General features: G+C 57.7%; 13 protein-coding genes. 3 read left to right on the top strand and 10 right to left on the bottom strand.

Annotation, left to right across the window (positions count from 1 at the left end):
- Positions 1-6 precede the first annotated feature (6 nt).
- On the top strand, positions 7-1,155 hold the full coding sequence (ccmI, locus tag TR36_RS04840) for a c-type cytochrome biogenesis protein CcmI (RefSeq protein WP_082714859.1): 1,149 nt from the start codon (positions 7-9) through the stop codon (positions 1,153-1,155).
- Positions 1,148-1,606, top strand: a complete 459-nt coding sequence (gene ruvX / locus TR36_RS04835; protein ID WP_062762559.1) for a Holliday junction resolvase RuvX — start codon at positions 1,148-1,150, stop codon at positions 1,604-1,606. Before ccmI ends, ruvX begins: the two co-directional genes overlap by 8 nt.
- Here the strand turns inward: ruvX and dusA are convergent.
- The 5 genes from dusA to TR36_RS04810 all read right to left on the bottom strand — a co-directional run bounded on the left by dusA (position 1,586) and on the right by TR36_RS04810 (position 8,842).
- Positions 1,586-2,620: a tRNA dihydrouridine(20/20a) synthase DusA gene (gene dusA / locus TR36_RS04830; protein WP_082714858.1), complete on the bottom strand. Its 1,035-nt coding sequence runs from the start codon at positions 2,618-2,620 to the stop codon at positions 1,586-1,588. The genes ruvX and dusA overlap by 21 nt on opposite strands.
- A 72-nt stretch (positions 2,621-2,692) precedes the next feature.
- Positions 2,693-4,987 carry an FdhF/YdeP family oxidoreductase gene (locus TR36_RS04825; RefSeq protein WP_045389719.1) on the bottom strand — a complete coding sequence of 765 codons (2,295 nt, stop codon included), beginning with the start codon at positions 4,985-4,987 and terminating at the stop codon, positions 2,693-2,695.
- Positions 4,988-5,055: 68 nt separating this feature from the next.
- Entirely contained in the window at positions 5,056-5,835 is a 780-nt protein-coding gene (gene fdhD / locus TR36_RS04820; protein ID WP_045389721.1) for a formate dehydrogenase accessory sulfurtransferase FdhD, read from the bottom strand.
- 83 nt (positions 5,836-5,918) lie between these two features.
- Positions 5,919-7,754, bottom strand: a complete 1,836-nt coding sequence (gene ilvD / locus TR36_RS04815) for a dihydroxy-acid dehydratase (protein WP_062762555.1) — start codon at positions 7,752-7,754, stop codon at positions 5,919-5,921.
- Positions 7,755-7,867: 113 nt separating this feature from the next.
- On the bottom strand, positions 7,868-8,842 hold the full coding sequence (locus tag TR36_RS04810) for a bile acid:sodium symporter family protein (protein WP_062762552.1): 975 nt from the start codon (positions 8,840-8,842) through the stop codon (positions 7,868-7,870).
- A 520-nt stretch (positions 8,843-9,362) separates the two neighbouring features.
- On the opposite strand from TR36_RS04810, the gene TR36_RS04805 reads away from it, so the two are divergent.
- Positions 9,363-11,024: a BCCT family transporter gene (locus TR36_RS04805; protein WP_045389725.1), complete on the top strand. Its 1,662-nt coding sequence runs from the start codon at positions 9,363-9,365 to the stop codon at positions 11,022-11,024.
- A gap of 17 nt (positions 11,025-11,041) precedes the next feature.
- Here the strand turns inward: TR36_RS04805 and TR36_RS04800 are convergent, their stop codons facing one another.
- From TR36_RS04800 to paoA, 5 genes are read right to left on the bottom strand one after another with little or no spacing between them, the layout of a single operon-like run.
- Positions 11,042-11,593 carry an NTP transferase domain-containing protein gene (locus TR36_RS04800; RefSeq protein ID WP_082714857.1) on the bottom strand — a complete coding sequence of 184 codons (552 nt, stop codon included), beginning with the start codon at positions 11,591-11,593 and terminating at the stop codon, positions 11,042-11,044.
- Positions 11,590-12,477: an XdhC family protein gene (locus TR36_RS04795; protein WP_062762550.1), complete on the bottom strand. Its 888-nt coding sequence runs from the start codon at positions 12,475-12,477 to the stop codon at positions 11,590-11,592. Before TR36_RS04795 ends, TR36_RS04800 begins: the two co-directional genes overlap by 4 nt.
- Positions 12,474-14,657, bottom strand: a complete 2,184-nt coding sequence (paoC, locus tag TR36_RS04790) for an aldehyde oxidoreductase molybdenum-binding subunit PaoC (RefSeq protein WP_062762548.1) — start codon at positions 14,655-14,657, stop codon at positions 12,474-12,476. The genes TR36_RS04795 and paoC overlap by 4 nt, the downstream gene beginning before the upstream one ends.
- Positions 14,658-14,661: 4 nt before the next feature.
- The gene (locus TR36_RS04785) at positions 14,662-15,612 is read right to left on the bottom strand and encodes a xanthine dehydrogenase family protein subunit M (protein ID WP_062762546.1); all 951 of its coding nucleotides are present in this window, start codon (positions 15,610-15,612) and stop codon (positions 14,662-14,664) included.
- On the bottom strand, positions 15,609-16,271 hold the full coding sequence (gene paoA / locus TR36_RS04780; RefSeq protein ID WP_082714856.1) for an aldehyde dehydrogenase iron-sulfur subunit PaoA: 663 nt from the start codon (positions 16,269-16,271) through the stop codon (positions 15,609-15,611). Before paoA ends, TR36_RS04785 begins: the two co-directional genes overlap by 4 nt.
- Between the last annotated feature and the right edge of the window lie 40 nt (positions 16,272-16,311).

The raw sequence follows: 16,311 nt of genomic DNA, 5'->3' as shown, positions 1-16,311 counted from the left end.
TGCGGCATGACAATGTGGCTGTTCTGGAGTATTGCAGGTCTGATCGGCCTTGTAGTGACCATGACATTGATCCGGGCATTGATGTCGCAACCCAGATCCGATGTTTCATCGATCGATGTTTATCACCAGCAGCTTAGCGAGCTTGAACGGGATATCTCGCTTGGCAAGATCCCGGTTGACGAAGGTGAGCGGATTCGGATCGAGATCTCCCGTCGATTGCTTGATGCCGACAAGGTACGGCCTGTTGGAACGGTTTCCAGCAAAAGCGGCGTTCTTATCGGCATAACCCTTGCCGTGCTTGGGCTTGTCGGAGCGTTTTCGCTATATCTTCGTATCGGCGTTCCGGGATATCCGGATGAGGCGTTGACCGACCGGATTGCCCAGATAGAGCAGTCGCGGGCCGACCGCCCTACTCAGGCCCAAGCGGAAAGCCAGGCCCCGCGCCCTTCCCCGCCAGATGTTGATCCTCAGTTGATGGCCCTTGTCGATCAGTTGCGCATTGCGGTTCGAAACTCCCCCGATGATCTGCAAGGACAGCGGCTTTTGGCACGAAATGAGGCGGCCCTTGGCCATTTTTCCGAAGCAGCCAAGGCACAGCGGGATGTTATCCGACTGCAATCAGAGCCAGATGCCGCAAGCTATAGTACATTGGCTGAACTGTTGGCGCGGGCCGCAGGCGGATATATCTCTCCCGAAGCAGAAGATGTTTTGAAACAATCGCTTGGCCGCAATCCTGACAATTCCACAGCACTCTATCTGCACGGATTGGCAATGGCACAGGGCGGCCGTGACGACCTTGCATTTCGCGACTGGACCCATGCGCTGGACGTGGCATCAAGTGATGCGCCATGGAGGGCATCCGTATTGGCCGCCCTACCCGCCATCGCAGCACATGCAGGTCAGCGTTGGACGCCGCCAGCAAACGATGCTGTGGCTAACAATGGCCAGGCCGAAGCCATTGAGGGCATGGTGGCGAGCCTCGCCGCGCGCCTGAATGATACGGGTGGAAGCGCAAAGGAGTGGGCGCGCTTGATCCATTCTTATGGTGTACTGGACCGTCCTTCGGATGCACGCCTTGCATACGACAAGGCAAGTGTGGCCTACCCCGATAACGAACAACTACAAGAAGCCATCAGAGAGGCCGAAAATGATTGACGATTTTGCCGCATCCCTCCCCCCCATGGGTGCAATCGCGGGCCTTGATTTCGGGGATAAAACGATCGGGATTGCTGTATCCGACACATTTCGGCAAATTGCATCGCCCCTTCTGACGATCCGTCGTACCAAATTCACAGTGGACGCCGAAGAGCTGCTGGCCATCACCAAGCAGCGATCCATTGTCGGATTGATATTGGGTTTGCCATTGAACATGGATGGAAGCGAAGGCCCCCGGGTACAAAAAACCCGCGCATTTGCCCGAAACCTGTCGCGTCTGACCCCCCTTCCAATCGGCTTTTGGGATGAGCGTTTGTCGACGGTTGCGGCTGAACGCGCCCTTCTGGAGGCAGATACCTCACGCCGCCGAAGGGCCGAAGTGATTGACCATGTCGCCGCAGGTTATATTCTGCAGGGCGCCTTGGATCGTCTACACGTCCTGCGGAATTGATTGCGCGGCAGAGGTCACGGCGGCCTGGGCCTCATCCAGAATATCCAGGCCTGCGCCGGGCCGCGTTGCATTTTCAGACAATATCCTGCGCCATTGGCGTGCACCCGGCTGTCCGTTGAACAACCCAAGCATATGGCGCGTAATTTGATTCAATCGCCCGCCTTGCGCCAAATGTTTGGAAATGTAAGGGCGCATTGACGCAAGAACCTCGTCCGTATCAGGTGCAAGATCATCCCCCCACAGGGCATCGGCCCCTGACAGGATAGACGGATCCTGATATGCGGCCCGACCGATCATCACACCATCCAAACCGCGATCGATCAGCGCTTTTGCTTCGTCCAGTGTCTTTACTCCCCCATTCAACGCAATGGAAAGATGCGGGAATTCCTGTTTCATCCTGAAAACAATATCATAATCCAGTGGTGGGATTTCGCGATTTTCCTTGGGCGACAATCCCTGCAACCATGCTTTGCGGGCATGAATGGTCACCTGCGTGATACCGGCATCCGAAACATGGCGTAGAAAATCCGGCAGAACGACCTCTGGATCCTGATCGTCAACGCCAATCCGGCATTTTACGCTGACAGGCACATCAGATGCTTCGGTCATCGCGCGCAGGCAATCGGCCACGCGCATAGGGTCTTTCATCAGAACAGCGCCGAACAGGCCGGATTGAACCCGATCAGAGGGGCATCCGACATTCAGGTTTATTTCGTCATAGCCGAAAGGTTTGGCGAATGCGGTAGCTTGCGCCAACGTTTCGGGATCCGATCCGCCAAGCTGCAGGGCAACAGGATGCTCCACCGGATCGAAAGACAAAAGCCGTTCACGAGGCCCATGAATGATTGCCTTATCAACAACCATTTCGGTGAACAGGCGCGTACGTCGTGTCAGCTGCCGATGAAAGACACGGCAATGCCTATCTGTCCAATCGATCATCGGCGCGACTGATAATTTGGATACGCGTTCCAATTCCGGTTTATCGCTGCTCACGGGGCCGAACCTTCCTGTCATCGGTGGCCGTGTTAATTGACCATAGCCAAAAGGTCCACGCCGAAGATTTCGGCCCCATAAGCCGTTTTCGCGTTATGCAGCAGCCATATCTGCTTCAATACGTACCGGCGCACCTTTATACGCCGGTGTTTTTGACGCTTCGTCGCATAGCCCAAGCGGAACGAGAACATTGGCTTCGGGATAATATGCGCCAACGCACCCGGACGGCAGATCATATGCCGTCAGCTTCAACCCGCCCAATTTGCGCGATGCACCATCGGCATAGGTTGAAACCAGCGTTACACGCTGACCTTCAGTCAAACCCTCCGCTTCAATATCCTTGTGCGACATCAGCAGGATCATGCGATCTGTATTCAATCCACGCAAACGGTCGCGATAACCGTAAACAGTTGTGTTGAACTGATCGTTGGAGCGCATTGTAATCAGGGTATAAACACCATTCCCAGCCATTTCGCCCAAGGCACTTGCCGATGGGGGTGTGGTAAACTCAGCCTTGCCGGTTTCCGTCTTCCAGTTTCGCTCTCTTGCTGAATTTCCACGGTAGAAACCGCCTGGCTGGAACATACGATCATTGAAATCGTAGAATTGCTCGGAATAGGTTTCGGCAATCAGATCCCGTATCAATCCGTAATCGGCCTGCCATTCGTCCCATTTCACCTTTGGGTTCGGCGCAACGGTAGCCTTTGCAATTCCGGCGATTATCGCAATTTCCGATAGCAATGCATCTGATGCCGGCGGCCTGCGTCCGATTGAGCCATGAATGTGGCTAAGGCTGTCTTCCATCGTCACGGCTTGTGGCCCGCCGGCTTGTTTGTCGACCTCACCACGAACAAGGCAGGGCAACAACCACGCGCCATCGCCGACAAGGACATGCGAATGGTTCAACTTCGTTGCGATCTGGACGTTCAGCCCCAGCCCGGCCCATGCCGGATCCGCCAAGCCCTGTTCTGGGATAGCACGCGCAAAGTTGCCACCAAGGCTCAGGAAACCTGTGACCTCCCCATCCAATATACCCTGCACGACATCGACCGTCGTCATGCCATGATCGCGCGGCGGCTCAAAACTGAACTGTTCGGCAATCTTGTCCAGCGGCACGAGTTCCGGCTTTTCGGAGATACCGACGGTCCTCTGACCCTGCACGTTCGAATGGCCGCGAACTGGGCAGATGCCGGCCCCTGTCCGCCCGATATTGCCGCGCATCAGCAGCAGGTTGACCAGCATTCCGATGGATTGCGACCCATGGACGTGCTGCGTCAGACCCATCCCATAAACGCCGATCACCTTGTTGGAGGCTGCGTACATATCCGCCACCTCCACCAGTTCGGCACGTGTCAGGCCGGATACGCTTTCAATCGTATCCCAGTCCATCTGCCGCGCCCATTCTTCGAACTCGGCCAGCCCGTGGGTGTGTTCGGCCAGAAAACCCTGATCCAGAATATTGCCAGAACGGTCCTGCAGATCGAACAGATGTTTGGCGATACCGGCAATCGCCGCTATGTCACCGCCCGGTTTCACCTGCAGATAGATATCGGAAATTTTGGTCCCGCTTCCGCTGAGCATCTCGGTCGGGCTTTGGGGGTTGGCGAATTCGATCAGACCACGTTCACGAACAGGGTTGAAGGTCACCACCTTGCAACCACGCTTTTTCGCCTGCTGCAAGGGATGCAGAAAGCGCGGGCTGTTCGATCCGGTGTTCTGACCAAAGAACATGATCATGTCACAATGCTCGAAATCATCCAGAATACAGGTACCGACCGGTGAACCGATTTTCTGCTTCAACGCGACACTCGTTGTCTCGTGGCACATGTTGGAACTGTCGGGCAGGTTATTGTGTCCGTAAAGGCGCGCAAATAATGCCCATAGATATGAGGTCTCGAGGCTGGCCCGGCCGGAAGCATAGAAAACGGTTTTCTTCGGGTCCATTGCGCGCAGGGATGAACCGATCGCCGTAAACGCCTCATCCCATGTGGTTTCCACGTATCTATCGGTTGCCGCGTCAAAACGCATGGGATGGGTCAGGCGGCCTGTTTTCTCCAGATCGTGGTCCCGCCAGCTGCGCAGTTCGGTCACTGTATGCGTGGCAAAAAAGTCCGGACCGCAGCGGTCCTTCGTATGATCCCAGACAGTGGCCTTGGCCCCGTTTTCACAGAATTCAGCCAAGTGGGGAGAGGCAGGCTTGGCCCACGCACAGGAGGTACACATATGTCCGCGCGGCTTGTTCTGCCGCCAAAGGGTATCAAGCGCTGTCAGACCGACATTTCCGGTCCCGAACTGACGCAATACACTGGTAACAGACCCCCAGCCGCCTGTCGGCTGATCGTAAAACGGGGTGTTCGGGTCCTGCTCGCGGTTGCTGTGATCGGTCATATGTATTCTCCGGCGCACTATGCTCTGTCAGGCATATAGGTCGGCAACCAAGGCAAGAAAGACAATCTTCATCGTTCAACGAGACGTGTAGGATGGGTAAAGCAGTGAAAGCCATCCCGACGCGCCTGCCCGATAAGCGTTATGCCCAATTCATTCGCCAATGTGACGGCGTGTTCGGTGGGTGAGGATACGGCAACCACCACCGGCGCACCGATAGCCGCCACCTTCTGGATCAGGTCCAGCGACAGACGGCTGGTCAACAGGATTGCAGACGGCGGAGTTTGTCCAAGCGACAAAGCCCCTGCCAGTTTGTCCAACGCATTATGCCGGCCAACATCCTCACGCACGGCAATAATCCCACGCTCCGGATCCCATGCACCTGCGGCATGGGCTGCGCGCGTTGCATCATGCAAAGGCTGATGTTTTGGCAGATCCCGCATCGCCTGATGTATCTGTTCCGGGGTAATACGTACATCAGCCGTTACCGGGGGCATGCTGCGCATCGCCTGTTCCAACGTGTCGATACCGCACAGGCCGCATCCGACGGGACCGGTCATCATCCGGCGGCGCGCGGCCAGTCGGGCGTTGGCGGCGGGCGTCACCCATATGCGCAGATCAATTCCACGCGGAACCTTAACGGTCTCGACGGCCTCAATCTCGTCCCTGCCCGCCAACCCTTCGGTCAGCGAGAAGCCATAGGCAAAATCTTCCAGATCGATCGGTGATGCCATCATCACCGCCTGCGTTGTCGCATTATAGCTGATGGCCACGGCCACCTCTTGTGCCAGGCAGCGCCCTGCAATCACCTTGGTGGCGGAATGGGCAGGATCATCAATTCGTGTGGGCATGGTCGATAATCCTCGCAGCTGGGCCATTCATACCCGCAGAAGAATAGCACGGGGCCCGGCAAAAACCCGCCCCGTGCATGGCCTCATTCCGGCAAGATACGTACAGCGCCCCGGTCGGCCGAGGATGCAAAGGCGGCATAGGCCTTCAGCGCCGTGGTCACATTGCGTTTACGCGGAGCGGCAGGCTTCCAACCGGCCGCGTCCTGCGCCTTGCGACGCGACTCCAGCTCGGCAGCATCGACGGCCAGATTGATGGTCCGGTTCGGAATGTCGATCTCGATGATATCCCCGTCCCGGACCAGGCCGATCATGCCGCCCTGTGCCGCCTCGGGCGAGGCATGCCCGATGGACAGCCCCGATGTTCCGCCCGAAAAACGGCCGTCAGTGATCAGGGCGCAGTCCTTCCCCAGACCTTTCGATTTCAGGTAGCTGGTCGGATACAGCATTTCTTGCATTCCCGGCCCACCCTTTGGCCCCTCATAGCGGATAACGACCACATCGCCCGCTTTCACCTTGTTGGAGAGGATGCCTTTGACTGCATCATCCTGGCTTTCATACACAACTGCCGGGCCGGTGAATTTCAGAATGGAATCGTCAACGCCGGCGGTTTTGACGATACATCCGTCCAAGGCGATATTGCCGTTCAGTACCGCCAAACCGCCGTCTTGGGAAAACGGATGCTCGACCGAGCGGATGACGCCGCCTGTGCGGTCCAGATCCAGCTCGTCCCAACGTGCGCTTTGGCTGAAGGCAACCTGGGTCGGAACGCCACCGGGCGCTGCACGGAAAAATTCGCGCACGCTCTCGCTGGTTGTGCGGCTGATGTCCCATTCATCGATCGCATCCCCCAGTGTCGGGGCATGGACGGTCGGGGTATCGCGATGGATCAGACCGCCACGCTCCATCTGGCCAAGGATGGCCATGATCCCGCCGGCGCGGTGCACATCTTCCATATGCACATCGCTTTTTGCAGGGGCCACCTTGGAAAGACACGGAACGCGCCGGGACAGCCGATCGATATCGGACATGTCGAAATCGATCCCGCCTTCATGTGCCGCGGCGAGGATATGCAACACGGTGTTCGTGGACCCGCCCATCGCAATATCCAGCGACATCGCATTTTCGAACGCACGCTTGTTGGCAACGTTGCGCGGCAATACCGATGTGTCTTCTTTTTCGTAGTACCGCTTGGCAATATCGACCACCACGCGTCCGGCGTTCAGGAACAGCTGCTTGCGGTCCGAATGGGTCGCCAGAGTTGATCCGTTGCCAGGGAGTGACAGACCAAGCGCCTCGGTCAGGCAGTTCATGGAGTTGGCGGTAAACATCCCCGAGCAGGACCCGCAGGTCGGACAGGCGGAACGCTCGATCGTCTGTACATCCTCATCCGATACGCGGTCATCTGCCGCCGCGACCATGGCATCGACCAGATCCAGCACCTGAGTCTTGCCGTTCAGCGTAACCTTGCCGGCCTCCATCGGCCCGCCGGATACGAAAACTGCCGGAATGTTGAGCCGCATCGCCGCATTCAGCATACCCGGGGTGATCTTGTCGCAGTTGGAGATGCAGACCATGGCATCCGCGCAATGCGCGTTGACCATATATTCCACAGAATCCGCAATGATCTCTCGCGAGGGCAGCGAATACAGCATCCCGTCATGGCCCATGGCAATGCCATCATCCACGGCGATGGTATTGAACTCCTTGGCCACACCGCCTGCGGCCTCGATCTCCCGCGCGACCAGCTGGCCCAGATCCTTCAGATGCACGTGGCCCGGCACAAATTGCGTGAATGAGTTGACCACGGCAATAATCGGCTTGCCGAAATCCCCGTCCTTCATGCCGGTCGCGCGCCAAAGGCCACGGGCCCCGGCCATGTTGCGTCCGTGCGTCGTCGTACGAGAGCGATAGGCTGGCATTATGAAGATCCTCTGCTGCGTCGGGGTCGCATGTGGCCCTTCGACGCGGCAGAGCTAGCATTCTCTGCTATCGATATTCCAGTCCCTCAGGATGAAAAACGTAGCGGAACATGTCATTGGGCGGCCGCAAGCCTGCGTGACGCCCCCTGCGCGATCATCGCGCAGACAAACAGCTGGGTCAGGTGAAACATCATGACGGGCAGAATTGTCACGCCGATAACCTCGGGCGCGAACAATGCCGCCGCAATCGGCAGGCCACTTGCAAGGCTTTTGGTCGACCCGCAGAAGAACAGCGCGGCACGATCGGGCGCAGGAAGTCCGGTCGCCCGACCAATGAACCGCATGGCCAGCATCGCGATTGCCAGAAACACCGCAATGGTTGCAAACAGCAGGACGAGCGTCAGCGGCGGGATCAATGACCAGATGCCCGCAACCGTACCAGCGCTGAAAGCAGCATAGACAATCAGCAGGATCGCCCCGCGGTCAACGACCATCGTGATGACCTTGTGCTTTCTGACGAAACTGCCAAAGACCGGACGGAGCAACTGCCCCAACACAAAGGGAAGCAGGATCTGGACCGCGATTTTCAGCACGGCCCCGGCCGTTACCACGCCGCCACCCTGATGCAATACCAGCGCCGCCAAGGCTGGCGTCAGGACCACCCCGATCAGGTTCGATACCGAGGCGGAACATATAGCCCCCGAAACATTCCCCCCTGCCATGCCCGTAAAGGCGATTGACGAATTGATGGTCGAAGGCAGCACCGACAAAAACAAAATGCCGACAGCCAGTTCATTGCCCAAAACAGGGCGCATCACGGCAGCGATGGCAAACCCGATGATCGGAAAAAACAGATAGGTGGCGATGAAACTCAACCCCTGCAGGCGCCAGTTCGTCATGCCCGACATCACCTCGGACGCATCCATTCGTACGCCGTAAAGGAAAAACAGCAGGGCGATGGCAAAAATGCTGACGTATCCCAGAATATCAGCCCCGACCCCGCTGACCGGAAGAACGGCCCCCAGAATGACGGTTAGGATCAGCAGCATCATATAACCGTCGATGCCAAACCGCTTCAAAAACGCCATATGATCCTCTTGTCAGGGAAAAATCTATCTGAACTGCCATAACGGCGACATTTACGCCTGTATAGGCCTGCGCCGATAAAATACCCTGCAGAACGACACTGCAAGACACCGGATCCGGGACCGACGAGGGGCTTGAAGGCAACTATTCCGATGCCTGATCTTCGACATATTGCCCCCGGAATCCGGCACTTGAAATTGTTTCGGGCCGCACGACGATGCGCGGTTGTATCAAGCTATCAATATAATCGTATATATAACTGTAACTATTTAATATTATTTGTAGAATATCATTGATTTCCGCGGGCAGCATCACTCGCAAACATCGGCCATTTTCCGCCGAAAAATCTACGCTTTTCCGGACCCTCTCAAGCCCGCTTTCAGTGCTGCCGATTACGAGCCACCTTATGAAATTCCCAAGCCTTATTGGAAAATAGGCGAAATTAGTCTACAACACGCGCACAAGGCGTCACATGCGCGCACCGCAGCATGAACGGGACGTAAACCATAGAAGGACCTTTTTTTGACAGAAAACAACGAAACCGCCGTCGAGCCACCGTCGCCGGACGCTGTTCCGGCTCCCGAGGGTCCAACCGAAGTTATCGAGACCGATTATAATATCGGTCAAGACAATATCAGCTACCGCCGCCGTTTCGTTTTCGAAATGGATATCCACAACGTCGTGTTCAGCGTCTCGGCCATCGGGATCGTCGCGTTCACGTTCCTGACCCTGGCGTTCCAGACCACTCTTGGTCCGGTATTCGCAAACCTGAGGGACTTTCTGACCAGCAATCTTGCATGGTTCTTCATTTCCTCGGCCAATATCTTCGTGCTGCTCTGCATCGCGTTGATTGTATTGCCACTGGGCAAGATCCGCCTTGGTGGCCCTGACGCCCGACCCGATTACAGCTATCTGTCATGGTTCGCGATGTTGTTTGCCGCTGGCATGGGCATTGGCCTCATGTTCTATGGTGTATCCGAACCGCTGGGGAACTATACCGCTGCATTTGGCGGTGAGGTTTTCAATGCCGATGGCGTCCGGACCGACTGGTCGCCGCTTGGCGGTGCCGTGGGCGATGCCGAAGGCTCGCGCCGGCTGGCCATGGCCGCTACGATTTTCCACTGGGCCATTCACCCTTGGTCGATCTACGCGATCGTTGCGCTTTCGCTGGCCCTCTTTGCCTATAACAAGGGTCTGCCGCTTACGCTGCGTTCCGTCTTCTATCCCCTGATCGGAGAGCGTGTCTGGGGCTGGCCGGGTCATATCATCGATATCCTGGCAATCTTCGCGACGATCTTCGGTCTGTCCACCTCGCTGGGTGTCGGGGCACGGCAGGCATCGGCAGGATTGGAGTTCCTTTTCGGAATCCCCTCCACGACGGCGACGATCATCTTCCTGATCATCATCATCACAGGTATCGCGGCAGCCTCGGTCATGGCTGGTATGGATAAGGGCGTAAAGCTGCTGTCAGAGGTCAATATGATCCTGGCATTGGTCCTGCTCGCGTTCATCATCATCGTGGGGCCGACGCTGCAAATCTTCCGCGGCTTCTTCCTCAACCTGCTTGCCTATGTCGAATATCTGCCGGAACTGTCGAACCCCATCGGCCGGACCGACGATAACTTCCGTCAGGGCTGGACCGCGTTCTATTGGGCGTGGTGGATCAGCTGGTCACCCTTCGTGGGCATGTTCATCGCACGCGTTAGCCGCGGGCGGACCGTACGTGAGTTCCTGATAGCTGTGCTGCTGATCCCGTCGATTGTCTCGACATTGTGGATGACAGCATTGGGCGGCACTGCCATCAGCCAGGTTGTCGTCGATGGTATCAGCAAGGTTCAGGATGCAGATCTTGAGATCCAGTTGTTCCAGATGCTGGCGCAATTGCCGCTGACGTCGATTACATCGCTGGTCGGGATTATCCTCGTCATCGTATTCTTCGTCACCTCGTCCGATTCCGGCTCGTTGGTGATCGATACGATTGCTGCCGGGGGCAAGATGAATGCGCCCACACCGCAGCGCGTGTTCTGGGCCACGTTCGAAGGACTGGTAGCGATCGCGCTGTTGCTTGGTGGCGGGCTGATTGCCTTGCAGGCCATGGCCGTTTCAACAGGGTTCCCGTTCACGATCGTCCTGTTGATCGCATGTGTATCACTGGTCAAAGGGCTTCGGTCAGAGCCACGCTGATACAGAAAAGGCCCGGTTCATACCGGGCCTTTTATATCGGAAGGGCGGTCTATATCGCGCGTCCGCTCGGATGGCAGAGATACCAAAGACGATGCCGGCAGCTTCTTCAGCAACGAACCGGCCCCTTTATCCCCCGTAAGCCCCGCCAGATAATCAAAGTTTGACGCCGGAAATGCCGCCGGTGGCATCATAATATTCCCCGCAATAACACATGATGGCGCCGCAGGGTCGCAGGCCAATACCGCCTGCATATCATGTACCGTGACAAACGGCATATCACCCAAAACGATCAGAACCCGGTCCATTGACTGCAATTCCGTAATGCCGGCCGCAATACTGTCACCCTGTCCCTTGTTCGGCGCGATCTGCATGACGGGCATTACGCCTGCTACCACCTTGGCCACCGCTTCGGATGAAACCACCGCGATACTCCGCTCCAGCCCTAGTGCAAGCAGATGACGCGCGGCATGCATCACTAGTGGTTGGCCATTTACCCTTGCCAGCAACTTGTCATCACGCCCGAACCGTCTGGAGGCCCCTGCTGCCAAAAGCAGTCCGCCTATCCTCATGCTTCGCGCGCTTTGGACAACACATCCGCAAGGACGCTGACCGCCAGAGTTCTCGGGTCCCGCGCCGAGGGGATCATGCCGAACGGATCGGCAAGCCGTACAAGCTGCTGTTGCGACAGTCCAATTTCCATAAGGGCAATGCGCCGATTTTCACGCGCAGCATAGCTTCCTTGTGCCCCGATGTAAAATGCCGGTGATGACAGGGCATGTGCCAGAATGGCAGGTTCCCATTCATGGTCATGGAAAAAAAGCAGAACCGCCGTCCTGTCATCGATCGGGACACCTTCGGGCCAAGCTGCCCGTTTCAGCCCCCGAGGTGTCAGGCGAGACGGCACATCCATATCCGCATCCGGTGAAAACAAGTTGACTGAATAACCGGCAGCATCGGCGAGGTTCGCAAAGGTGGCAGCCTCCGGCCCTTTGCCGAACACCAGGAACCGCAATTCGGGAACGATGCGAAGGGCCAATCCGCCAGCCGCGTCCGGTAAGATAAAATCCGCCGGTTCTCGCTGCTTCAGAATATCTGCCACTTTATGCAATGATGCCATATCCGGCGCGGGAATAATGGCAATATCCAGACCACCCCCGCACGGCAATTGCAGATCCGGAAACGGTGATCCCGCCCCATACCTGAGCACCTGGACCGTGTTTTCGGCCATGGCGGCAAGGGCATGCACTGCAACATCCCCATCAATGCACCCGGACGAAAGCGAGCCGGTACGACGTCCATCCGCCTCGACTGCCATTGCCGCACCCAGGGGGCGATAGGATGTCCCCTCGATCCCGACAATCACGGCCAAAGCGGCCCCGCCTTTGGCAAGGGCCACTATCGGAAAATCATCTTGGGCGACAGTAACGACGCCCGCTGTAAAACGGGTGTTCATCCGGCATCGGGCATGGGCAGGCGATCGATGACTTTATCCAGAGTTACAGGATAATCACGAACACGGACGCCGGTGGCATTATACACCGCATTGGCAATTGCCGCTGCAACGCCGCACAGACCCAATTCCCCCACGCCCTTTGCCTTTAGCGGGGATGATGCGGCATCCGCGGTATCAAGGAAAATCACCTCCTGATCCGGAATGTCCGCGTGAACCGGCACCTCATACCCTGCAAGGTCATGGTTCGCGAAGAAGCCGCGTGTCGCGTCCAGTTCCATATGTTCCATCAATGCGGCCCCGACCCCCATTGTCATGGCGCCGATCACCTGACTACGTGCCGTGATCGGGTTCAGGATGCGTCCCGCATCACAGACGGCCAGCATCCTTCGCAGCCGGACCTCGCCGGTATAGGCATCCACCGCCACCTCCACGAAATGAGAGGCGAAGGTCGCAACTTCATAGGCTTCCTTGCGAAACTCGCCGAATTCCATCTTGTCTTCGGCAATGATTTCCTTGCCCGCGGCAATCTCCGACAGGGTCATCGTGCGGTTGCCTGCGGTGACCAGCCCGTCACGGAAATCGACCGTATCGGCATCAGCCCCGATCTGCTTGGAGATCTGCTCACGCAGCGCCATGCAGGCGGCATAGACACCTCCCGTAGAGGATGTTGCCCCCCACTGCCCGCCCGACCCCGCCGATACGGGAAATGCCGAGTCTCCGAGAAGGACCTCGATCTTGTCCAGTGAAAGCCCCAGCATTTCGGCGGCAGTCTGGCCCAACACGGTATAGCTACCGGTGCCGATGTCGGTCATATCGGTTTCCACGATCAGGCGGCCATCGGGTTGCAGACGCACCCGAGCGCCCGATGGCATGACGGGTGATCCGCGATATCCGCCCGCAACGCCCTGCCCGACCAGCCAGCGCCCTTCGCGCCGCATTGCAGGTGCTGTGGGCGCCCAGCCGAACTCGGCGGCGCCACGTTCCAGACATTCGATGAAATGACGTTGCGAAAAGCGGCGTTCGGGGTTTTCCGGATCCACCTGCGTGTCATTGATGATGCGGAACCGCACCGGATCGATACCGGCAGCCTCGGCCGCTTCATCCATAGCAATTTCAAGCGCCATGAGGCCAGACGCCTCACCCGGTGCGCGCATGGCGTTTGACTCGGGCAAATCCATGGTCGCAATCCTGTTCAGGAACTTGCGGTGATCTCCGGCATAGAAATATCGCGTCTGGTTTGTAGCGTCCTCGCCTGCGCCGCCGGGCAGGGTTCCCGACAGGTTTTCATGGCTGATGGCCTTGATCCGCCCGTCCTTTGCCATGCCGATACGGATGCGCTGCACGGTGGCAGAGCGGTGCGTCGTATTGTTGAAGATGAAGGGACGCGGCAGGCTGACCTTTACGGCTTGCCCCACCTTCTTTGCTGCCAGGGCGGCCATGACGGCATCGGACCGCAAGAACAGCTTGCTGCCAAAACCGCCGCCGATATAGGGCGAATCCACCCGTACGTTTTCAGGGTCCAGCGAAAGCGTGGTGACCAGAGCCTTCTTTGCCCAGTTGATCATCTGGTTAGAGGTCCAGACAACCAGCTTTTCCCCCTGCCACTGTGCGATGCTGGCATGGGGCTCCATCATGGCATGGCTTTGCGCAGGTGTGGTATAGGTGTGATCGGACGTGACCTCGGCCTCGGCAAAAGCCGTATCGAAATCACCGATATTGGGAATATCCGCGTCTTCCGTATCGGCAGTGGCCATATCGAAGCGACCGACGGTCTCCGCATATTCCACACGGATCATCTGGGCTGCTGCGCGCGCCTGCTCAAAGGTTTCGGCAATGACAAGGGCGATGGCCTGATGGTAATGCCGCACCTCATCCCCGCCAAACAGCGGGGCAACATTTGTTGCGGCAACCGGCAGCGTTTCCATATCCAGCGTGGAAAGGATATCGACAACACCGGGAGCAGCCTTGGCCGCCTCCAGATCCATGGCAACAATCCGACCTTTGGCAATACCGGCCCCAAGCGGATAGCCAACAAGCTGGTTCGGGGCCACATCGTGGCGTTCATAGGCATATGGCGCACGACCGGTGACCTTTAGCGGCCCCTCAATCCGTTTGTGGGGTTTGCCCAGAACGTTCTGGCGGTCAGCGGGGCCATCGGTGGCGGGATGATCGAATTTCATCGGATTACTCCCCCTTTCCATGCAGGATTTTTGCCAGTGCACGTTGGGCAAGTGGCAGTTTGAACGCATTGTCTTCGGTCGGATTGGCACCGGCAAAGGCAATTTCGGTTACGGCCTCTGCCCCTTTGGCCATCGCGGCATCGGCCTCCTCGGCACGCCAAGGCTTGGGGGCCATTCCTCCGAATGCGACGCGACCGCTACCGTCTGAATGCCGGATCACGGCAACAGACACCAATGCAAAGGCATAGGAGGCACGATCCCGGATTTTCGTATACGTCTGCTCTCCGCCCACAGGTGCGGGCAACGTGACGTGGGTGATCAATTCATCCGCAGCAAGGTCGTTCTCTACATCCGGAGAGGTTCCGGGCAGATGGTAGAACTGATCCAGAGGAATGGAGCGGGTGGTTCCATCTGCCCTCACGGTTTCTACGGCTGCGTCCAGCGCCCGCATGGCCACAGCCATATCACCCGGATAGGTGGCGATGCAGGCCTCGCTGCCCCCGATCACCGCCAATTGCCGGCTCGCCCCCGAGAGGGCCGCACAGCCGGACCCTGGCTTGCGCTTGTTGCAGGGCATTGCAGTGTCATAGAAATAGGGGCAACGCGTCCGTTGCAGCAGATTGCCGCCCGTTGTCGCCTTGTTGCGCAACTGACCCGAGGCCCCTGCCAGCACTGCACGTGTCAACAGCGGATAATCCGCCCGGATCCGCGCATCGGCGGCCATATCCGTATTGCGGACAAGGGTGCCGATGCGCAGCCCGCCCTCGGCAGTTTCCTCGATCTTGTCCAGGCCTAGGCCGTTGACATCCACCAGATGGTCCGGGGCCTCTATGCCCAGCTTCATCAGGTCCAGAAGATTCGTCCCCCCGGCAATGATTTTGGCCCCTTTGGTTCGGCCGAGCGCACTGGCAGCTTCGGCGGCTGTTGCGACGCGTTCGTAGCTGAAGGATTTCATGCCGTTTCCTCCGCAACCTGCTTCATCGCGGCAAGAATATTGGCATATGCCCCGCAGCGGCAGATATTTCCGCTCATCCGTTCACGCAGTTCGTCATCATTCATCACGACGTTCGCCAGGTCACGGGTAACGTGGCTTGGGATACCCGCCCGTATTTCCTCCAGAACCGATTTCGCCGAACAGATCTGGCCCGGTGTACAATAGCCGCACTGGTACCCGTCATGTTCGATGAACGCCGCCTGCATGGGATGCAGATCTTCGGGAGAGCCTAGGCCCTCGACCGTCGTCACCTCATCCCCCTGGTGCATGACCGCCAACGACAGGCAGGAGTTTACCCGCCGTCCGTTTACCATGACCGTACAGGCACCGCATTGACCGTGGTCACAGCCCTTTTTGGTTCCGGTCAGCTTCAGATGCTCACGCAGGGCATCCAGAAGGGTGACGCGGTTGTCGATATCAAGCTGCTGTTCTGTTCCGTTCACCGTCATGGTGACAGAGGATCTGGATCGGGTCGTATCGGTCATGGCTGGACTCCTCGCGGGGGTGGCAGGGTCACCTGCGCTTGTCTGGCATTTGATATATGAGGCATTTAGGGCTGCACCCGCAGGCGAAAAGCCTCTTATTTGCCTTGGGCAATAATTCTTGTGGGAACCATCCATGGCCTTGGGCGTTCATGCGATACGAAATGATCCGGCGGTG

Origin of the sequence: Falsirhodobacter sp. alg1 (assembly GCF_000739715.2) — a bacterium.
Taxonomy (GTDB): domain Bacteria; phylum Pseudomonadota; class Alphaproteobacteria; order Rhodobacterales; family Rhodobacteraceae; genus Falsirhodobacter.
Note: the sequence above shows the minus strand (reverse complement) of the source record. Positions and strands in the feature narration are given on the sequence as shown.